Annotated in this window: 18 protein-coding genes; 1 reads left to right on the forward strand and 17 read right to left on the reverse strand. The window is 46.2% G+C overall.

The window, feature by feature from the left end; translation table 11 throughout:
- Nucleotide 1: 1 nt before the first annotated feature.
- From AB9N12_RS17625 to AB9N12_RS17655, 7 genes are all read right to left on the reverse strand, one after another.
- Nucleotides 2-1114, reverse strand: a complete 1113-nt coding sequence (locus AB9N12_RS17625; RefSeq protein ID WP_369893423.1) for a glycosyltransferase family 4 protein — start codon at nt 1112-1114, stop codon at nt 2-4.
- A gap of 20 nt (nt 1115-1134) precedes the next feature.
- Entirely contained in the window at nt 1135-2010 is an 876-nt protein-coding gene (locus tag AB9N12_RS17630) for a hypothetical protein (RefSeq protein ID WP_369893424.1), read from the reverse strand.
- Nucleotides 2011-2119: 109 nt separating this feature from the next.
- Complete coding sequence (locus AB9N12_RS17635; protein ID WP_369893425.1) at nt 2120-3121, reverse strand: glycosyltransferase family 4 protein; 1002 nt, start codon at nt 3119-3121, stop codon at nt 2120-2122.
- A 2-nt stretch (nt 3122-3123) separates the two neighbouring features.
- A complete protein-coding gene (locus tag AB9N12_RS17640) occupies nt 3124-4329 on the reverse strand; it encodes an O-antigen ligase family protein (RefSeq protein ID WP_369893426.1) in 1206 nt (401 codons plus the stop codon).
- 153 nt (nt 4330-4482) lie between these two features.
- Nucleotides 4483-5541, reverse strand: coding sequence for a hypothetical protein (locus AB9N12_RS17645; RefSeq protein WP_369893427.1), 1059 nt, complete (start codon nt 5539-5541; stop codon nt 4483-4485).
- Nucleotides 5542-6116: 575 nt separating this feature from the next.
- Nucleotides 6117-6593, reverse strand: a complete 477-nt coding sequence (locus tag AB9N12_RS17650) for an acyltransferase family protein (RefSeq protein WP_369893428.1) — start codon at nt 6591-6593, stop codon at nt 6117-6119.
- 277 nt (nt 6594-6870) lie between these two features.
- On the reverse strand, nt 6871-7623 hold the full coding sequence (locus AB9N12_RS17655; protein ID WP_369893430.1) for a hypothetical protein: 753 nt from the start codon (nt 7621-7623) through the stop codon (nt 6871-6873).
- Between the two features lie 22 nt (nt 7624-7645).
- On the opposite strand from AB9N12_RS17655, the gene AB9N12_RS17660 reads away from it, so the two are divergent.
- The gene (locus AB9N12_RS17660; protein WP_369893431.1) at nt 7646-7984 is read left to right on the forward strand and encodes a hypothetical protein; all 339 of its coding nucleotides are present in this window, start codon (nt 7646-7648) and stop codon (nt 7982-7984) included.
- On the opposite strand, the gene AB9N12_RS17665 is transcribed toward AB9N12_RS17660, so the two are convergent.
- From AB9N12_RS17665 to AB9N12_RS17710, 10 genes are all read right to left on the reverse strand, one after another.
- Entirely contained in the window at nt 7948-9810 is a 1863-nt protein-coding gene (locus tag AB9N12_RS17665) for a hypothetical protein (RefSeq protein ID WP_369893432.1), read from the reverse strand. The two genes, AB9N12_RS17660 and AB9N12_RS17665, sit on opposite strands and share 37 nt — an antisense overlap.
- Nucleotides 9807-10103 carry a hypothetical protein gene (locus tag AB9N12_RS17670; RefSeq protein ID WP_369893433.1) on the reverse strand — a complete coding sequence of 99 codons (297 nt, stop codon included), beginning with the start codon at nt 10101-10103 and terminating at the stop codon, nt 9807-9809. Before AB9N12_RS17670 ends, AB9N12_RS17665 begins: the two co-directional genes overlap by 4 nt.
- 18 nt (nt 10104-10121) lie before the next feature.
- Nucleotides 10122-11096: a hypothetical protein gene (locus AB9N12_RS17675; RefSeq protein ID WP_369893434.1), complete on the reverse strand. Its 975-nt coding sequence runs from the start codon at nt 11094-11096 to the stop codon at nt 10122-10124.
- A gap of 11 nt (nt 11097-11107) precedes the next feature.
- The gene (locus AB9N12_RS17680; protein ID WP_369892753.1) at nt 11108-12094 is read right to left on the reverse strand and encodes a tail fiber protein; all 987 of its coding nucleotides are present in this window, start codon (nt 12092-12094) and stop codon (nt 11108-11110) included.
- 8 nt (nt 12095-12102) lie between these two features.
- Entirely contained in the window at nt 12103-12597 is a 495-nt protein-coding gene (locus AB9N12_RS17685) for a hypothetical protein (protein ID WP_369892754.1), read from the reverse strand.
- A complete protein-coding gene (locus AB9N12_RS17690; RefSeq protein WP_369893435.1) occupies nt 12594-13433 on the reverse strand; it encodes a hypothetical protein in 840 nt (279 codons plus the stop codon). The genes AB9N12_RS17685 and AB9N12_RS17690 overlap by 4 nt, the downstream gene beginning before the upstream one ends.
- A gap of 11 nt (nt 13434-13444) precedes the next feature.
- Nucleotides 13445-13738: a hypothetical protein gene (locus AB9N12_RS17695; RefSeq protein ID WP_369892757.1), complete on the reverse strand. Its 294-nt coding sequence runs from the start codon at nt 13736-13738 to the stop codon at nt 13445-13447.
- A 45-nt stretch (nt 13739-13783) separates the two neighbouring features.
- Nucleotides 13784-14014: a hypothetical protein gene (locus AB9N12_RS17700; protein WP_369892758.1), complete on the reverse strand. Its 231-nt coding sequence runs from the start codon at nt 14012-14014 to the stop codon at nt 13784-13786.
- Complete coding sequence (locus tag AB9N12_RS17705) at nt 14011-14625, reverse strand: hypothetical protein (protein WP_369892759.1); 615 nt, start codon at nt 14623-14625, stop codon at nt 14011-14013. The genes AB9N12_RS17700 and AB9N12_RS17705 overlap by 4 nt, the downstream gene beginning before the upstream one ends.
- Before the next feature lie 70 nt (nt 14626-14695).
- Nucleotides 14696-15531, reverse strand: an 836-nt coding sequence (locus AB9N12_RS17710; protein ID WP_369893436.1) for a hypothetical protein, incomplete at its 5' end; no start/stop codon positions are given.

The raw sequence follows: 15531 nt of genomic DNA on the forward strand, positions 1-15531 counted from the left end.
TTTATTCATTGACAACTATCAGGCTATCAAATATATGCTTGATTCTGCTCTCGAATACGTTCAACGTAAACCGCTCCTCAAACCTTTTTCGTGCCGACAGACCGAATTGTGTCATCAGTTGTGGAGTATTTATGAGTTGTTCTATCTTCCCGACCAAAAGTTCCGGATTCTGCTTCTCGATGACAAATCCGGTCTTACCGTCTTCTATGATATCGGGTATGCCTCCTTCCGCAGTGCTGATGCAAGCTACTCCATGCTGCATGGCTTCAAGAAGCACTAATGGAAAGCACTCGTTACAATAAAACGTTGGAAAAACGAATATGTCTGCATATTGCCAAAAAGGTTCCTTGTCACTACCATACTTTTTACCTTGATAGATAACCTGTTTATTAAGTCCCCTCTTTTCCACCTCGCGGATAAAACGCGCAGCATCTATCTCTGCGGTCTCACTGCCGACAAAATCGCAAACAAAACTATATCCCCTATCTTTCAGTATTTTACAGGCATCCAACAAAACCAGCACGCCTTTACTCTCCAGAAGATTTGAAAGAAACAACAGATGAGGAATCTTGTTATTTCTTTCTATCGCAGCTTTATCCGCCAATGTCTCCGGTATTCCGTTCGGACAAATGTACACATCATCCCGACAAACATATTTCTTTATATCTTGATAAAGAGCTTCTGCCAAAAGTATGACCTTCAGCCCCTTGAAAAATTTCCTGTACAGAAAATCATCGAACAGCCTGTCCTGCCTCGTTGCTACACCCTTGTTATGGTAATGCACAACCACACGACATCCCATACGCTTCAACATTTTCACCACAATGAAATCTTTATAAAAAGCTCCGCCGCAGGCATTGGGCGTAACATAAACGAAACAAGGTCTTAACCGTTTAATCTCTCGTCGTATCCGCCTTAACAACGTTGCACATTGCTTGATTTTCCGCAATCCCACCTTACCGATGTCGGAAAGGTCGCGCGCCGTGGTAAGATTGATGTAATGACAATCGAATGATTCATTTATCACACGGCTGTCATGAATATATTTCCCCACCATCGCCGCACCATGAACGGGAAGAGGAAGATGGAGAATAAAAAGAATCGTTGGTTTCATATAGATGTTTTTATTGGGGCTTACCAATAGCAGCCACCTTCCACTTTTTCCAAATTCTTAGGTTTTTCATTTGCAGACGGTTCTACCCAATATTCATTATAGAAAGGATAATGTTTCCAGCGTTTTCCTTTAATGCCGAAATTTAATTGGAGAGTTCCTCCTATATGAATGGCCTTTTTTCCCATTCTTTTAATATATGCAGCTAAGGGAAACCCATAAGCACCACATCCCAATAGAGCTATTTCGAAATCTTTCTCTTTTATTTCATTTTTCATGTATTCCAATGCTTCAAACCAACTAGAAAATCCGTCTGTATTTCCAGCTATGGTTTGTACTGCTTTTATTGTTTCTAATGATTCGAACTCCGGTAATATCAAGTCATTGGGAAACAATTTATCTCTGTACTGCATATATTGTGTACGAATACTATCTGCAAATGGATGTACGACCAAAATCTTTTTTCCTTGCAAGGCCTTGCTCCAATAATCACTATCACAGCTGGGCCATAAATCGCTTAACGATATTTTAAAAGCATTATGCAATCGTTTTCTAAAAAAGAATTCTTCCGGTCGCCAAGAGGCCAATATATCCACCTCCTTCATATCCTGTAACATTAACTTGGCGAATTGTTTTAACGACCCCTCATCAACAGGAAAGAAGCCAGCATTATTTCTCATGCATTTATAAGTATATTTTCTTAACAAATAAGACAGGGGGGGGGGTAAAATTACATAAAGCACAGCTTTGATTTCTACAGCTCCAAAACGTGCCACCATCAAAGGAGTGTCTGATTGTATCTTTTGTTGCATATATAAATAAGATTCCTTGCCTATATGTTTAGGAAAAATAAAATCCCCTATTTTAAATATAACCTTGCGAAATATATTATTCTTCATTTTTCTTTTAATTATTGATGTGAATAGCCGTTTTCTACTATTATTTTTTATTACAACCTTCTGGTATATAGCAACGAGAGAGTTTTTATTTTCATATCTTTAAGGTTGTCTATATAAAACTGTGAGCGATTGCAAGAAGCCGCTCAACGGACGCTTCATTAGAGGTAGTGCTCTTGTCGATGCTTGACCACAGCCGCTCATTGTTACCCTGTCGCATCACTTTTCGGATTTTGGATTTCAGTTCAGAAATGTCCATTACATCGTTTATCACATCGTCATCTGTAAGTTCTTTTATCACCTCGCGAGCACCCACATTGTGCGACACCAATACACTGCACCCACACGACAACGCTTCAATAGTCCCAAGACTAAATGGCTCAAAATCAGAATTTTGTACAAAAAGTGCAGTTCTATTCAATACATTAAACAACTCTGTTTGCGGTATAACATGATGGTATCTAGTGCAAGAAATTTGACTGATTGCTTTCGAATCATCATTGTCGTTATAATATCCGTACACAGCTACTTTTATATTAACATTATCTTCTTTGTTTATTTCTTCTACAGCCTGACATACTTGTAAATTGCGTTTCGTCACACGACCACCTCCTATCAATACTATTGAAGAATCGTCCCTAGTTATAGACATATTTCTGTTTTTGGTCAGAACATTCCAATTAATGCCATTAGTCAGTACTCCCAGCTTTTGTCTATATTGAGGATATCTTTCAGAAATCTGTTCCTTGTAAAAGGAAGACACACACAGAATCTTGTCAGCCATTTCTAACATTAACCGTTCGTTATCTATTCCACGCTGATTAGAGAAGTAGTTATTCTGTTCATATTCCCACGAAAGACAACCATGCATGATATATATGATTCTCTTATGTAGCTTTTTAGCAATAGGCACTGTGATATGATCAACGCTTGAAATTCCAGAGAAAACAATCACCTTTGAGTTGACTATCTTGTAAATCATTTCCATCATCCTCAATATCTTTGATTTGAAATGAGTAAACGAAGCCTTCCCTTTCAAACATTCTACTATGTTCTTGTTTACATTCCAAGGACCGCCAGTCCCGAAATAATTACCTGCGAAAAATATGTCCATAATTATTGTTTTTCTATTTTCTTCAAAGTCAATATATACTTGTTGGCATGTAATAGCACAGCCAGCATCACAGCTAATGAAAATGTATAATTGACAGCAAATTGCAGCATCTCAAGCCCCGGATTGAGTAATATGATAATTACCTGATATAGAAAATTAGCCAACGACCACCCTATATATTGTTTATGTATGTTGTCGGATGCTTGATAGCATTTCACACTCCATACCACAAACATCATATTGATCAGCATAAAAAGAACACCTCCTATAATGCCCATACGATAGAACATATTGAGAAATGTATTATGATTTGCCACAAGGAACAATCCCTCCCACCCGCTATTGCCTTCTCCGAAATACATATTGATATTATCGGTAAATCTGGCGATATTCGAAGTGACATAGGCTGAACCAAACCCCACACCTGTAAATCCGGTCTGTCGGAGCGAATCTATTTCATTTGTCCAGACTATCAAACGCCAAATCGCATTAGGGTCGCTATTTACCACTTCCATCACTATCGAAGAAGCAAGCACCAACAATACTGCAAAAGCAGATAGCAAAGCAAATATTTTGGTTTTCGTATTTTCGGCAAAAGCCGACATAAGAGGTTGAAGACAAACAATGACTGCAATCAATATCATAGAGGCTATGAGATAAGCCGATTGAGCAATAAAAACAAAAGGTACAACTAAGAGCAATATCTTCATTCGAAATTTCATTGCCATCAATGAGATGCTACTTACCACCAGTCCTATCAGACTAAGACCTCCTCCGAGCAAGAAAGAAGCCGAAGCTATAAGAACAAGCAAGAACAATTGAAACTTCTTCATCCGGAATATATAGTCTGTTCGATACAAACAATAACCCAACCCCATTGCCATTGCCATTTCTGCAATGACCATAAAATGACGATAGATATATGCCATATCAAACCGCAAGTTCTCTACATTCCATAACTTTGGCAGATTGACATACGATAGCAATAGATAAACAAATGCCACCATGAAGAATCCCATAAGCAATCGTTTGAATATGTATCCTTCTTTGATTAACGAACTATTATGGCTGAATATCTTATATCTATGTATCCAATAAACGGAAAACAGTGCTATCTCAATTACATAAATCAACTGGGTTAGATTTTTGGGAAGGAGGAATATGCTGAGCCAAAACGCTATGTATTGGAGGATTAAAAGTTTTTCCATTTGTCATTTTTGCAAGACAAGCAAATCTTATTAAAGCATACATCATGAACTCGCTTGTTTCTAACCATAGATGCGTTATCAAAGACACTATCATGAACAAATCAAGCAATAATATATACTGATAAAGAAATGCTTGCCTCTTTTTGAATTTGATTAAATCTCTATAGTTTTTCCATAGTAGTGAGCAAAAAAACACAAAGAAAAACACTCCATGTTCCGCCCATAATGATACCATACTGGAGTATGGCTTATTGCGCGTCCCATCGGTAAAATGACTTTGAGATACCAATCCGTCATTCCACAAACTGTATATATTTTTCTTATAATAGGGGGGGGGGGGGGGGTAGATGAACCGAATATCTTTTTTAACGGGTTGAAATGATCCGGAGAAAGTAACAATGCGCTCCGACTGTTATACCCTCCGGCACCGGTTCCTACGACACAAAAAGTCATATCATGATTCACATTGTCAAAAAAATCGACAAACATTTCCATCTTGCGGGCATCGCTTCCATTTTCTGCTTTCATAATATTTTCTCGCTCATAACGGAAGCTATCCAAAGTGAGTAACCAACTTCCTATTGCCAGTACCATGACGGCTAATACAACCGTCTTGATGCGTCTCATCATCAAAAGATAAATCAGTATGCTTATAAACAGACATATCATTCCCAACCCATATTGACAGCCAAATATGGAAATAAGAAAGAATACAAATAAGAACACAGTCTTATCATCTCGCTTTTCATAAAATATTTTCAATCCTAAATAAAGCAATACATATATATTGATCATAGCAAGTCCGTGCACCGTTTCATAATGGCTTCCGTATGGAATACCCCACGCGTCTCCGATCATTCCTGATTTCACCCAACATACTCCTCCAAAGATATTGAGAGGTATTAGTATATATAGCATCCAGCGTTGCAGTAAGCTCAATTTGACAGTAAACAGAGAACGTATATTCCGTTGTGGCTTGATAAAAAACAAGTATAACATCGGTAGGAATATAATGACTGATACCATCACATTTTGCAAATTGGTAGTTCCACTTAAAACTCCCATAAAAGAGGTAATACCCCATAAGGCTATCAACCATCTCATACCGCGCTGTACCTTAAAAGGATGAATACAATAAATCCCATACAAAAACAATGGAGATACCAAGATGGCAATGCTACGAATTGGAGTGAGTAATAAAAGCAAGAACATTCCAATAAGTATTTTTGCTTGGAACATTGTCAATTGAGTTTGTTGCATATTGAAAATATAGATTTAAAATCTCCCCAATAGTATCTTTTCAAGCAATCTATTCGCATGAATAATTTTTGAGACAAAAATACTGGGAATGAGAATCATAAACATTCCGATAGAAAAAACGAGTAATTGTATCACAAAAGGAAATTCCGACATTTGCCACCCTTGCAATATAGTGGAAATAGAGCCTTTAAATCCTAAAAAGAAAAAATAGTGTATCACATAAATGTCTAAACTGATATGCCCGCAATAATTAACGAACCGATTTATTTTGCTATCAGATTTCCACTGACTTATGATCATAAATACAAAAATGGTGAGAGGTGTACGAATAAGATATGTGAGTATTGTATTACAGTCAATACCTGTTGTATAGATAATGGAGAACAATACAGTACCCGTCAATCCGAGTATACCTACTATGTTTTGATGTTGTGCGAACCATTCATACCAATTTTTGTACCTGAACGTTATTCCCAGCAAATAAAATACAAGATAATCTTTAGCGAAAAGATGTATGTAAAAAGAAATTACCACCCCACAAGAAGTATGCCAAGGCATTGCAAATAGAAATTATTTATGCGCATACTTTGTGCTATATATAAAACCACTATACTTGTAAGGCGGAAGAAAAACAACGAATATATAAACCAATATCCGTTTTTTGCTTGAACGGTAAACAGCGTACCCAAAGATTCTATATCATACAGAATGCCTTGCTGATATTTTAGCAGTGCTGTATAACTGAGCCCTAACACAAGAAACGGTATAAGCAATGTAAAATTTTTATAATTAGCAACATCTCTCCACGCCAAAGGTCGAGTAAATATTTTATATCCCACATAACCCGAAGCCATGAAAAACATACTCATATAGAACATGGGAAATAAATGTCCAAGCATCCATTCTGTCTTGTTGAAAGGCATATAAGCAATGTGTCCCAATACAACGCAAAGGATGCCTATACCCTTTATGTTGTCTATCCATTCCAATCTTTTTGTCATCATTTATATGGTGTATTTTATAATCGCGAAAACGAAACGTACAATTTTCTAAAACGAAACGTACAATTTTCACTATTTTTTCAGCCCATCAAAGCAAAGGCATTTAATCACCATTCAAGCGGTAATTAAATGCCTTTTGAACATCTGCAAAAAGCGCGGAAAATGTTGTTTTTCATCTGCATTTTGCCTGCACTTTATTTGTTCAATTCGTAGAAAATCATTATCTTTGCTTAGTGATTAAGAGATCGTTTTGCATAGGTTTGCCCCGTTAGCAAGCTTTTTATGTAACCAGCTTATCAAGCAGGCGAACAATGTTTGTCTTTATCTTGTGCCTGTCTCTTTGCCACTCTATTTGTTCCATCCCTTTGTCATATTCGGGATAAGGCTTTTCTTTCATCTTAAACTGAAAATGCTTGCACAAAGGATAAATGTAACGGTAGGTTTTCACCACGAACACATCCAGGTCACCAAGCAAGAAGGCTACATTTGAACGTACATAGCCGGATGGTGATGTCGTATTTGTGAGTATTTGGTTATGGATAAACTCGCCCGTTCGCCTATTGCGCAGAAAACGCGTGTAATGAAAGCCGTAATATTTGAAGTTGGCCGCCTTGTAAATTGTTCCGCAGCCTAAACGACCATCGGCGAAACTTTGTATAGCCACGATATTCTCATCCATTTTGCGGATCAACTTGATGCTGGCGGCAATTAGCACGGTTTCCGCATTCTTCCCGAGGCAGTCGTCAATCCACAAACGGTTTAATTCGCATATCCACGCTTTCGGACTCGGGTGATGGAATAATCTTACTTTGGGATTCTTCATGTAACCGTAAACCGCAACACCGAGGCATTTGTCCGGTTCATCGGCGCGGAAGATACCGAAGTTAAACACTCCAAAGCCGCCAAAGTTCCATTTATGGGAATAATGGTGTTCAAGCACCATTTGGCGGGCTAGTTCCTTTGTCACGGGTTTGATAAGCAGGTCGCCGAGCGATGAGGTTTGTTTCAGGACAAACAGATTTTCTTTAATCATTCAGCATATTGATAGCGTTTTAATGTTTCATGAATATTTCCCTCACGATCCTTTTGCCGGGTGGCGCACGATGAGTGGTTCCTGCGGGTTGTCGGGTGGAGCCGTGACAGCGACGAACGATCGCAAGAGATACGGTGACTGTTCCGGCGCATGGCATCGGGCCACACTCCGCACGTTGAACGAGCGGATGATACCGTTTTTTCTTTCTTCATCCCCCGTCGCCATGTGGACATGGAGCGCAAAACCGCGCAGCATGGCGGAATCATCACGGACTGTCCGCGGTGATGCGCCAATTGAGAATGTACGGATGATCGGTTTCATTGCTTACTGTTTACGGGCTATTATTTTAAATTGGCAATAGCGGTCGTTCATCACACTCTTGCACAGTTTTTCGGCGTATCCGCCATCGCTTTGAGGCTGATAGGAGCGGTTGTTCCCCGAGGAGACGGGGATGCCGTCATCATCATACTGTACCACGCCGCCGGACTTGCAGACAAAGTAGTCGCCGAAGAGTTGTGCGGGTATCCACGGCTGTGCGGGCACCCGTGTGTCGTCGAACATGATGGCGATGCGGTATTCAGGATCATCGGCGGGTGGTATGAATATGTCGGTATCGTTGGCCGCCACGAAACTCTCGCCGGGCACAACGGTCCGTCCGCGGTATCGGATGGGGCTCTCACCCGTGTTGAGATAGACACCACCGCTTTGCAGGGAGTCTGCCGCCTGCAGCGTGGAGAATATGACGGGGGTCGATCGCAGGTAGCACACGTTTTCGATGTTGGGGTCTTCGAGTGTGTGAAGTGTACCCGTATCCGTGCCGTTAAGCCCGGATACGAACGTGGTACCCTCCTCGTCGACCGCCAGCACGTTTCCCGTGACATAAACGGCGTTGCGGTATGCCACGTTTCCATCTACTACGTACCGGCCTTGCGGCAGGAGGTCTCCGGGGGCGAATGTGCGGTCGGTCACGGGGCGGTCGTTGAGTACGATGCCGTGCGAACCGAACAGGGAGGTGAACGATGCGAGTATACCGGTAACGGATGCCCGTGCGGTGTCGAGTCTGATGATTTTACTGAGCACTTCGCCCACCGTGTCGATGCTTGTCTCATCCAGACAGATGGCTCCGCCTGCAATGGTGAGTATGCCGGCCGCACTCTGCTCGTCCCATGTGCCGGCTATACCTATACTGTTATCCATGATGGGTATGGAGAGTGCGGGAGGCAAGGCACCCAGATAGGAATCGGTAATGCCCGGCAGGAATCCGGCGGGATTGGCGGCCGGGCTGTCGGCTCGAAGTGTCAGATCACCTGCTCCGGGGTTGTTAAAAAGTTCTTCCGCCGTTTGCGCTGTGAAGATGCAGCGGGTGAACACGGGCATGAGTTCCTCTCTCACACCCCGTCCGCGGCATTGCCCGAGCAGACTGTCACGTCGCGCTTCTCCCCCGGATGCTTCGGTAATGAGTTCCTCACCGTCGAGGAACCAGCGGCAATCGGCAGTGAACAGGCACTCCTCGAAACGCAACGGTTCGTCGGCGTAGAAATCGCACCGGGCAAGAATGCTTGTACGGATAATTTCGATGCCGTACGATTCCCGCCTACGGTGTCCGATGGGCACGTTATGGACAGTGAAGTGAGACACTTCTCCATTACCCGCATAGCATATTTTCCTATCTCCGCAGATCTTGGGGCTGTCTATCACCACATGGTGTATGCCTCTTTTCCCGCCGATGCACCCCATGTATAAGGGTGAGTTGCGTATGATAACGCTATGGTCGCCCACACCCCATGAGTGCTGCGCCCACCCGAAATATCCTCCCCAGGCACGTCCCACCCCGGCATATCCCCATGCGCCGTATCGTATCATGGCGGTGTAGGTGGCCGGCGCGCAATTCTCCACGATGATGTCATTCAGCGTGAAGCCATGAATGAGATAGGTGTCTTGCCCGTCGAATGTGGCCGCTCCCATGTAGTCTCCTTGTATGCGGGTATCGTGGTCTCCATCGGACATGTCCTCGCAGAATCGTCCTCGGCAGATGATTTCTTTCGCCGCGGTTCCGTGTCCCCTATACGCCTTTCCCAGTGTCTGATAGGGATTATCCGGGGTTCCTGTGCCGATGAGGTCGTTTCCCGCGTATGAGTCCACATAGACACACCGGGCGTTTCGTGTCCGCCACAAATAAGGTCTCATTCCTCACCTCCTTTCACCGTTTCCACATTGATGACATCCCCGCGTCGTCCCCATGTGGGTTGTTGCGGGTTGATATACTCGCGGCGGATGGTTACACGCCACGCCTTATTTTCAATCACCCACCTTATGGGGCGCCCGAACCGGTCGGTTTGAGGCATGACCTTTCCCGTTTCTTCGGTATTCATGGCCAGAAGAGGATAGATTTCTTCGTATATCCACCTCATGGCGGATTCGGTTTGCGAAGTGTGCGGGTCTGTCTGCCACGTCACTCCTTCTTTTATTTTGATTTCCATTCGATATTGGTTTAGAGATTATACATCAGAGGCACGCCGGTGAGGCCGGCTCATCACACATCTTATTCCGACGGCCGCCGCGGCTTCGTTGACGCGTTGGATTTCCCATGTGGCGAGTTGTCCCGGTTCAATCAGTATCGCCTGCGGGTTTTCGGGATCGACCTCCCGGCGTATCGTGTTCCCGGCGGTTATCCACAGGTGTGCCACGTTGAACAGACGCACCTCTTTCATCGTCACCGCATACGCCTCCATGTTGACATCCTGAATGGCGACTCCCGTCTGCCCGAAGTCGAGCGTGTAGCTGCGGTCGGCAAGCGAGTCGCGCAGGTTCTCGAGGGTCTTTCTCAAGCCTTCCTCGGCATCGGTGGCACGTTTTGTCTCATCGCTTATTTCTTCGTGACAAGCGGTTGCGATGGTTTTCCGTAGTTCTTCCAGCATGCCGGTCAGCGTCTCCGCATCGGTCACCCCTTGGAGAAACGCTTCCATCTCCCGCCATCGGTTGATCGTACTGTCGGCCGTGTCCTTTGCTTCCAAAAAGGTCTTAATTGTATTCGCCAAAGCCCATAACGTGCTGTAATTCGCGCCCAAGGCGGAAAACGTGCTTTCCAGAGAAGCGCAGGGATCCGTGGGGTGCAGACACCCTCGCAGGCTTTCCGCATCGGCGTTGGCCGTGTCGATCTCCGCCTGCTGTCGTATGTCCGTGGCTTGCAAGTCGTCCATGTCGTCCGAAACGCGCCTGAACTCTTTCTCGGCCACGGCTGTATGTTGGTCGAACTCCGTGCGCAACATACTGTGTCTTTTTTCCAAAGCCACACCGGAGGAGTGGTCGTATTTCGCATTTAGCTGTTCAGGGAGATCCTCCACATTGGCAAGGGGCAGTTTGTCTTCCGTCTTATGCAGAAAACTGTCTATCCAGTCCGCGAACTGTTCTTCAATCGGGTATTTTCCGCGTTTGAACCATTGTTTTAATGTTGAACGTAATCTGATAGCCATTGTGATATTATTTATTTAAGTCGCATGATATAAGCCAAAACATAATACGGGGGACGGTTTTCATGTTGCGCACCACCGCCCTTGCCTTCCGTGTCATGCCTGTAATAGAACAGATGCTTGTTGTCATAATCCGTATCATTTGACCCGATATTGTTGTTCGTCACGATGGTGTCGTAGTTCTGGCCGTCGTGGGCTTCCGGATAATAATAATCCTTGAACGTATGCGCATGGTTCGGCATTTCATTGATGGTAAGGGCATGTTTTTTCTCACCGCCTGCCGTGCCTTTCGTCTTGTAGTCATTATCACTGTCGTGGTAGCCCACGACAAAACGGCCGCGCAGATCGGGAAGACGGAAAAAGCCGCTGGTCGTAGTGTACCGTGTACCGTTGGCACTGTAAGCATTGTTAAAGGTCGTACCCAAAGCCTTGTACAGGTCGGGATAGTCCTTTGTGCTTAATTGCCGCCCGTCACAAAGGGCGTAACCGTCAGGCTCGGTTTTTCCCGCCCATAGCAGCACGATACCCAAAGGTGCGGGGGTGAATTTTGCCGCCTCCTCTTGCAGGTCTTCTTTCAGGTCGGCAATAGCCTGATTAAGTGCGTCAGAAGTCTGCACATTCTTGAAGTCCTCCCATCTGAAATTTTCATAGCCCACACCCGCGGCAAGCGTCCGTTTCGTGTAGGCTTTCGGATAATCGTATCCTTGCGCCGTCACGGGTATATCCTCTTGTTTCACATACATGCCGCTGCCGACCGCACCGCCCTCGAAACGCAAAACTTCACCGGCGGGAAAAGCCGCCGTCCGTACAAATACATAGCCCTCGGAACGCTTTGTGCCGTCCTGTGAAAGGTCGCAGCCGCGCAGGATTACTTTGTCGCCGGCGATGTTGCCTAATATAGCGACAAGCGCGATATTGGTCTGCAAGGCGTCCAGCGTCTCACAGTCCAGCGGAAAATCCTTGTTTCCCTGTGTCAGGTAATTACCTGTGATTTTATCCATTATCTTTTTTATTTGTAGTTTATAGTCCAACGTTTTGAAGCAAGTTTGTAAGTGTCCACGATTGCGTTCATACGATTTTCATCCACCCGGTCGCGCAGGCTTATCGGTACCGTGACCCAAAAATCGTAACCATTCACACCACCGAAGCCGCGGCGGTTAAGGATAAAAGCAGTTCCCATGATATGCGAAGGTAGCAGTATGAACCGCTCCTGCTCGCGTTGGAAAATGCGTTGTCCCTGCAATGACACGCTCCATTCGTCCTCCACCAGAATACGGCGTTCCACAGGGTCGAACGTGTCATTCAGGACGGCACGCAGGTGGCACACCTGCCCGTTATGCGACAGCCTGTATTGCTTATCCTGACGCCAGCGCATGAAATTTCCGTAAACGATGTTCACACCCTGCACCATGCTTTGCGCAAAGGCGGCAATCAGAGGCCTGCGGTAGTGTGTGGGCAGCAACAGCAACGCCAGACGTTTTATTTTAAGGTCATAGAGGCTCATTTGTAAGGTGTCATGTTAAGTTTGATATTTCCAGCTTTGAAATAACCCGACGCAGGTGTGTAACGGGCGTTTATCTTCGTGGGCGTACCCTCGCCGCTTACCATCGTTTCAGACCCGCGCAACTCGACAATGCGCACCCCGTCGATGGCTTGCAGACAATCCACAAGTGCCATGTTGGTGTATTCACCGTTGAAAGGCAGGTTTTCGATATAGGCGATAATGGCTTCACGGCAGGCCGTCTCGACATTTTCGGACAGCAGCATCGCGTCAAAATATACGTCCGCCTCGCAATTGAATGCGTCAGGAGGCCGGTTTACGAGGTTCACACGCACGCCGGCGTCTTTTATTTCCGCAATGTAGGCCGCAAGCTGCCCCTCCGTATCGGTATCGAGCGGCTGCCGCTTTCCCCCGGCATCACCCGCCACCTTGATGGTAAGGATGGAGGCATCGGCATTTTCTGTGGCCGCGGCATATTTTACCACGTGGGCGGTCTCGATGTCACCGTCACTCATGCCCTCCGTGTCGTAGTGATCCGTATCGGGAACGAGGGTTTTGTCTTTTATGAAACCCAGCACCTTGTCCCTGTACCATTTGGGGCGGTGAGGCATGATAGCCTCGATGCGTTCCTCCACGTCCTTTTTATGCCTGTCAAAAAGGTTTTCAAGTACCCATGTGGCACAAGCCACGATATAGAACAGCAGGCTCTCAACGCTTACCTTGCTGAAATGCGAGGAAAAAGCCGTCCCCGTCTCAAAACCATAGGCGCGCGCAACATCCGAATTGCGCATGAAGTCGGTCGTCATACTGTCTTTTATGTCCGAGATTGTTCTTGCCATATCCCAATTATTTAGCTTACAATAAAATCTATTTCTATTCCCATGAAGTTGATGCCCTCCTGTGCGAGTGCGGCCATTTCGTCCGCACTCAATGCCGTGGCGGGTTGCAGGTTCTGCACACTGTAACGGCGCACCGTGTCGGCATTTTCGACGGCAACCGTATCAAGAACCTGCCCGTCCTGCAAGGTATCTGTCAGGCTTATGCCGTTTGCTTCGGAAAGCCTGAAAGCGGCTTCCATGCTGCCCGAAGTCTCCACGGCCATGTCGAGCAGGCTCTGTCTGTCCTTTACTGTTACTTCCATCATTCCACTGTTATAATGTTATCTTCCGTTATGCTCACTTTCCGGACGTCAAGCCCGCAGGCCTCCAGCATTTTTTTTGACCTGACCCCGCCACATGACATCCACCTCGCCGCCAAGCATTTTTTTCACTTCGCCGCCAATAAGCGGAAATTCTTTCCACTCGCCACGCATGACAATAAGGACACCCTCGACAATCTGGCTGTCAGTGTTACCGATTACGACACTGCCGCGCTCTATCAGCAGGTCGCCACTTTCCGCGTCTATCAGTATGCCGTTCATCCGTGTTTCACTTTTTCGTTTTCATAATCACCCCGCTGTGTAGGCGTCAGCAGGTTGCCCGCCCAGTTCCCCGTCAATGCGGATAACGCCGCACCGCCATCCTGCGGAACGGCCACCCATGCGGAAAAGATGTTTTTCAACTCGTTGATGTCATTCTCTATGGCGTTGAAATGTTCAGTCAGCTGCTCGACCTTAACCGTGCCGCCGAAGCCGCCGCTGTTCAGTGTTATGCCCTCTGTTGTCAGTTCCGCACCGGTATCGTCGCCCATCAGCACGCGCACACCGTCTTTGTCGGCTGAAATCCGGGCGGTGTCGCCACTGATTACCACCTCGACGCTTTCCACTTCGTCGGTTAGCAACACCACCCCCGCAGCACCGTCGGCCACAAAACCGACAACCACATAACTACCCACTTTCGGGTACGTCACCACTCCGAACGTGCTTTCCTGATTGGCTTGCAGGTTCACGCCCAGAAGCGGCGCGCTTTCGTCCAATGGCGTGCAGTCCACCGTGCGCGCCGTCTTGTCCACGGTGTCCACCGTGCAGACAAGGCTCGCGCTCTGGCGGCCGCCCTGTGCCAACTGCCTGATGGTTTCTTTTATATTGTTCATTCTTCTACTCGTTGGCCGAGCGTGATTTCCTGACGGAAGCCGCCCGTGCCGTATTTGATTATATTTTTCTTTACCTGATAGACACCTTTTTCTCGCCGTCTATCTTGATGCCGATGGCGTCCAGCTTATCGAGCAGACTGTAACCGAACGTCTTGAAACTGCCCGTAAGGCCGTCACGTTTAAGACGCTTGATTTCCTGCTGCGCCCACGCTTTGAGTTCGGCTTCCTGCTTGTTGTAGGTATGGAGGGTACGGTGTTCGCCGTCGGCGTCGCCCACCTCCACCCTGATTTTTTTGTTATTCGGCATTAGGCTGACCGCTTTGATGCGCAGCCGCATGTTTTCAGCCTTTTGCTGTTCCAGGTTCCGGTCGTCGATGATATTTACACCCGTGGCGAAAACCTGCGTCGGGCGGCTGGTTTCCCTCTCGAACAGGACACTGCAATAAAGCACGGGGCTGCCGTCCTCGTAGCGGAAGAACGAGCGGACGCCGTTTTCCTGCAAGTGGCCGAGAAGCGATGCCACGGTGTCCGCCGTGACACGGTACTGGCCGAGGTTCTGTTCACCCATCACGCGCAGCGGGTAGTTCAGGCCTTGTTCTTTCAACAGGGTTTCAAGGTTCACGCTCTTGTAGGCTTTCTTCTGTGCCTGCATCTGTTTCAACTTGAACATTTCGTCCTCGCAGGTAATAACGACGGGCGTCTTAAAACCTACGTCACGCACGTAACCCACAAAGGTCAACTGCAAATCCCCGTCGTAGCCCAGCCACACTTTCACCCCGTCGCCGCGCTGCACGGGTATCTCGGCAGCACCGTCCCACTTGATTTTTTTGGGCAATGTCAGACGGCATTCATCCCATCTTTTCGGTGTCGCGGGTGATTTCCACCTCCGTGACCTTTTCAAGCCGC

It is taken from the genome of Bacteroides sp. AN502(2024), assembly GCF_041227145.1.
In the GTDB taxonomy this organism is placed as follows: domain Bacteria; phylum Bacteroidota; class Bacteroidia; order Bacteroidales; family Bacteroidaceae; genus Bacteroides.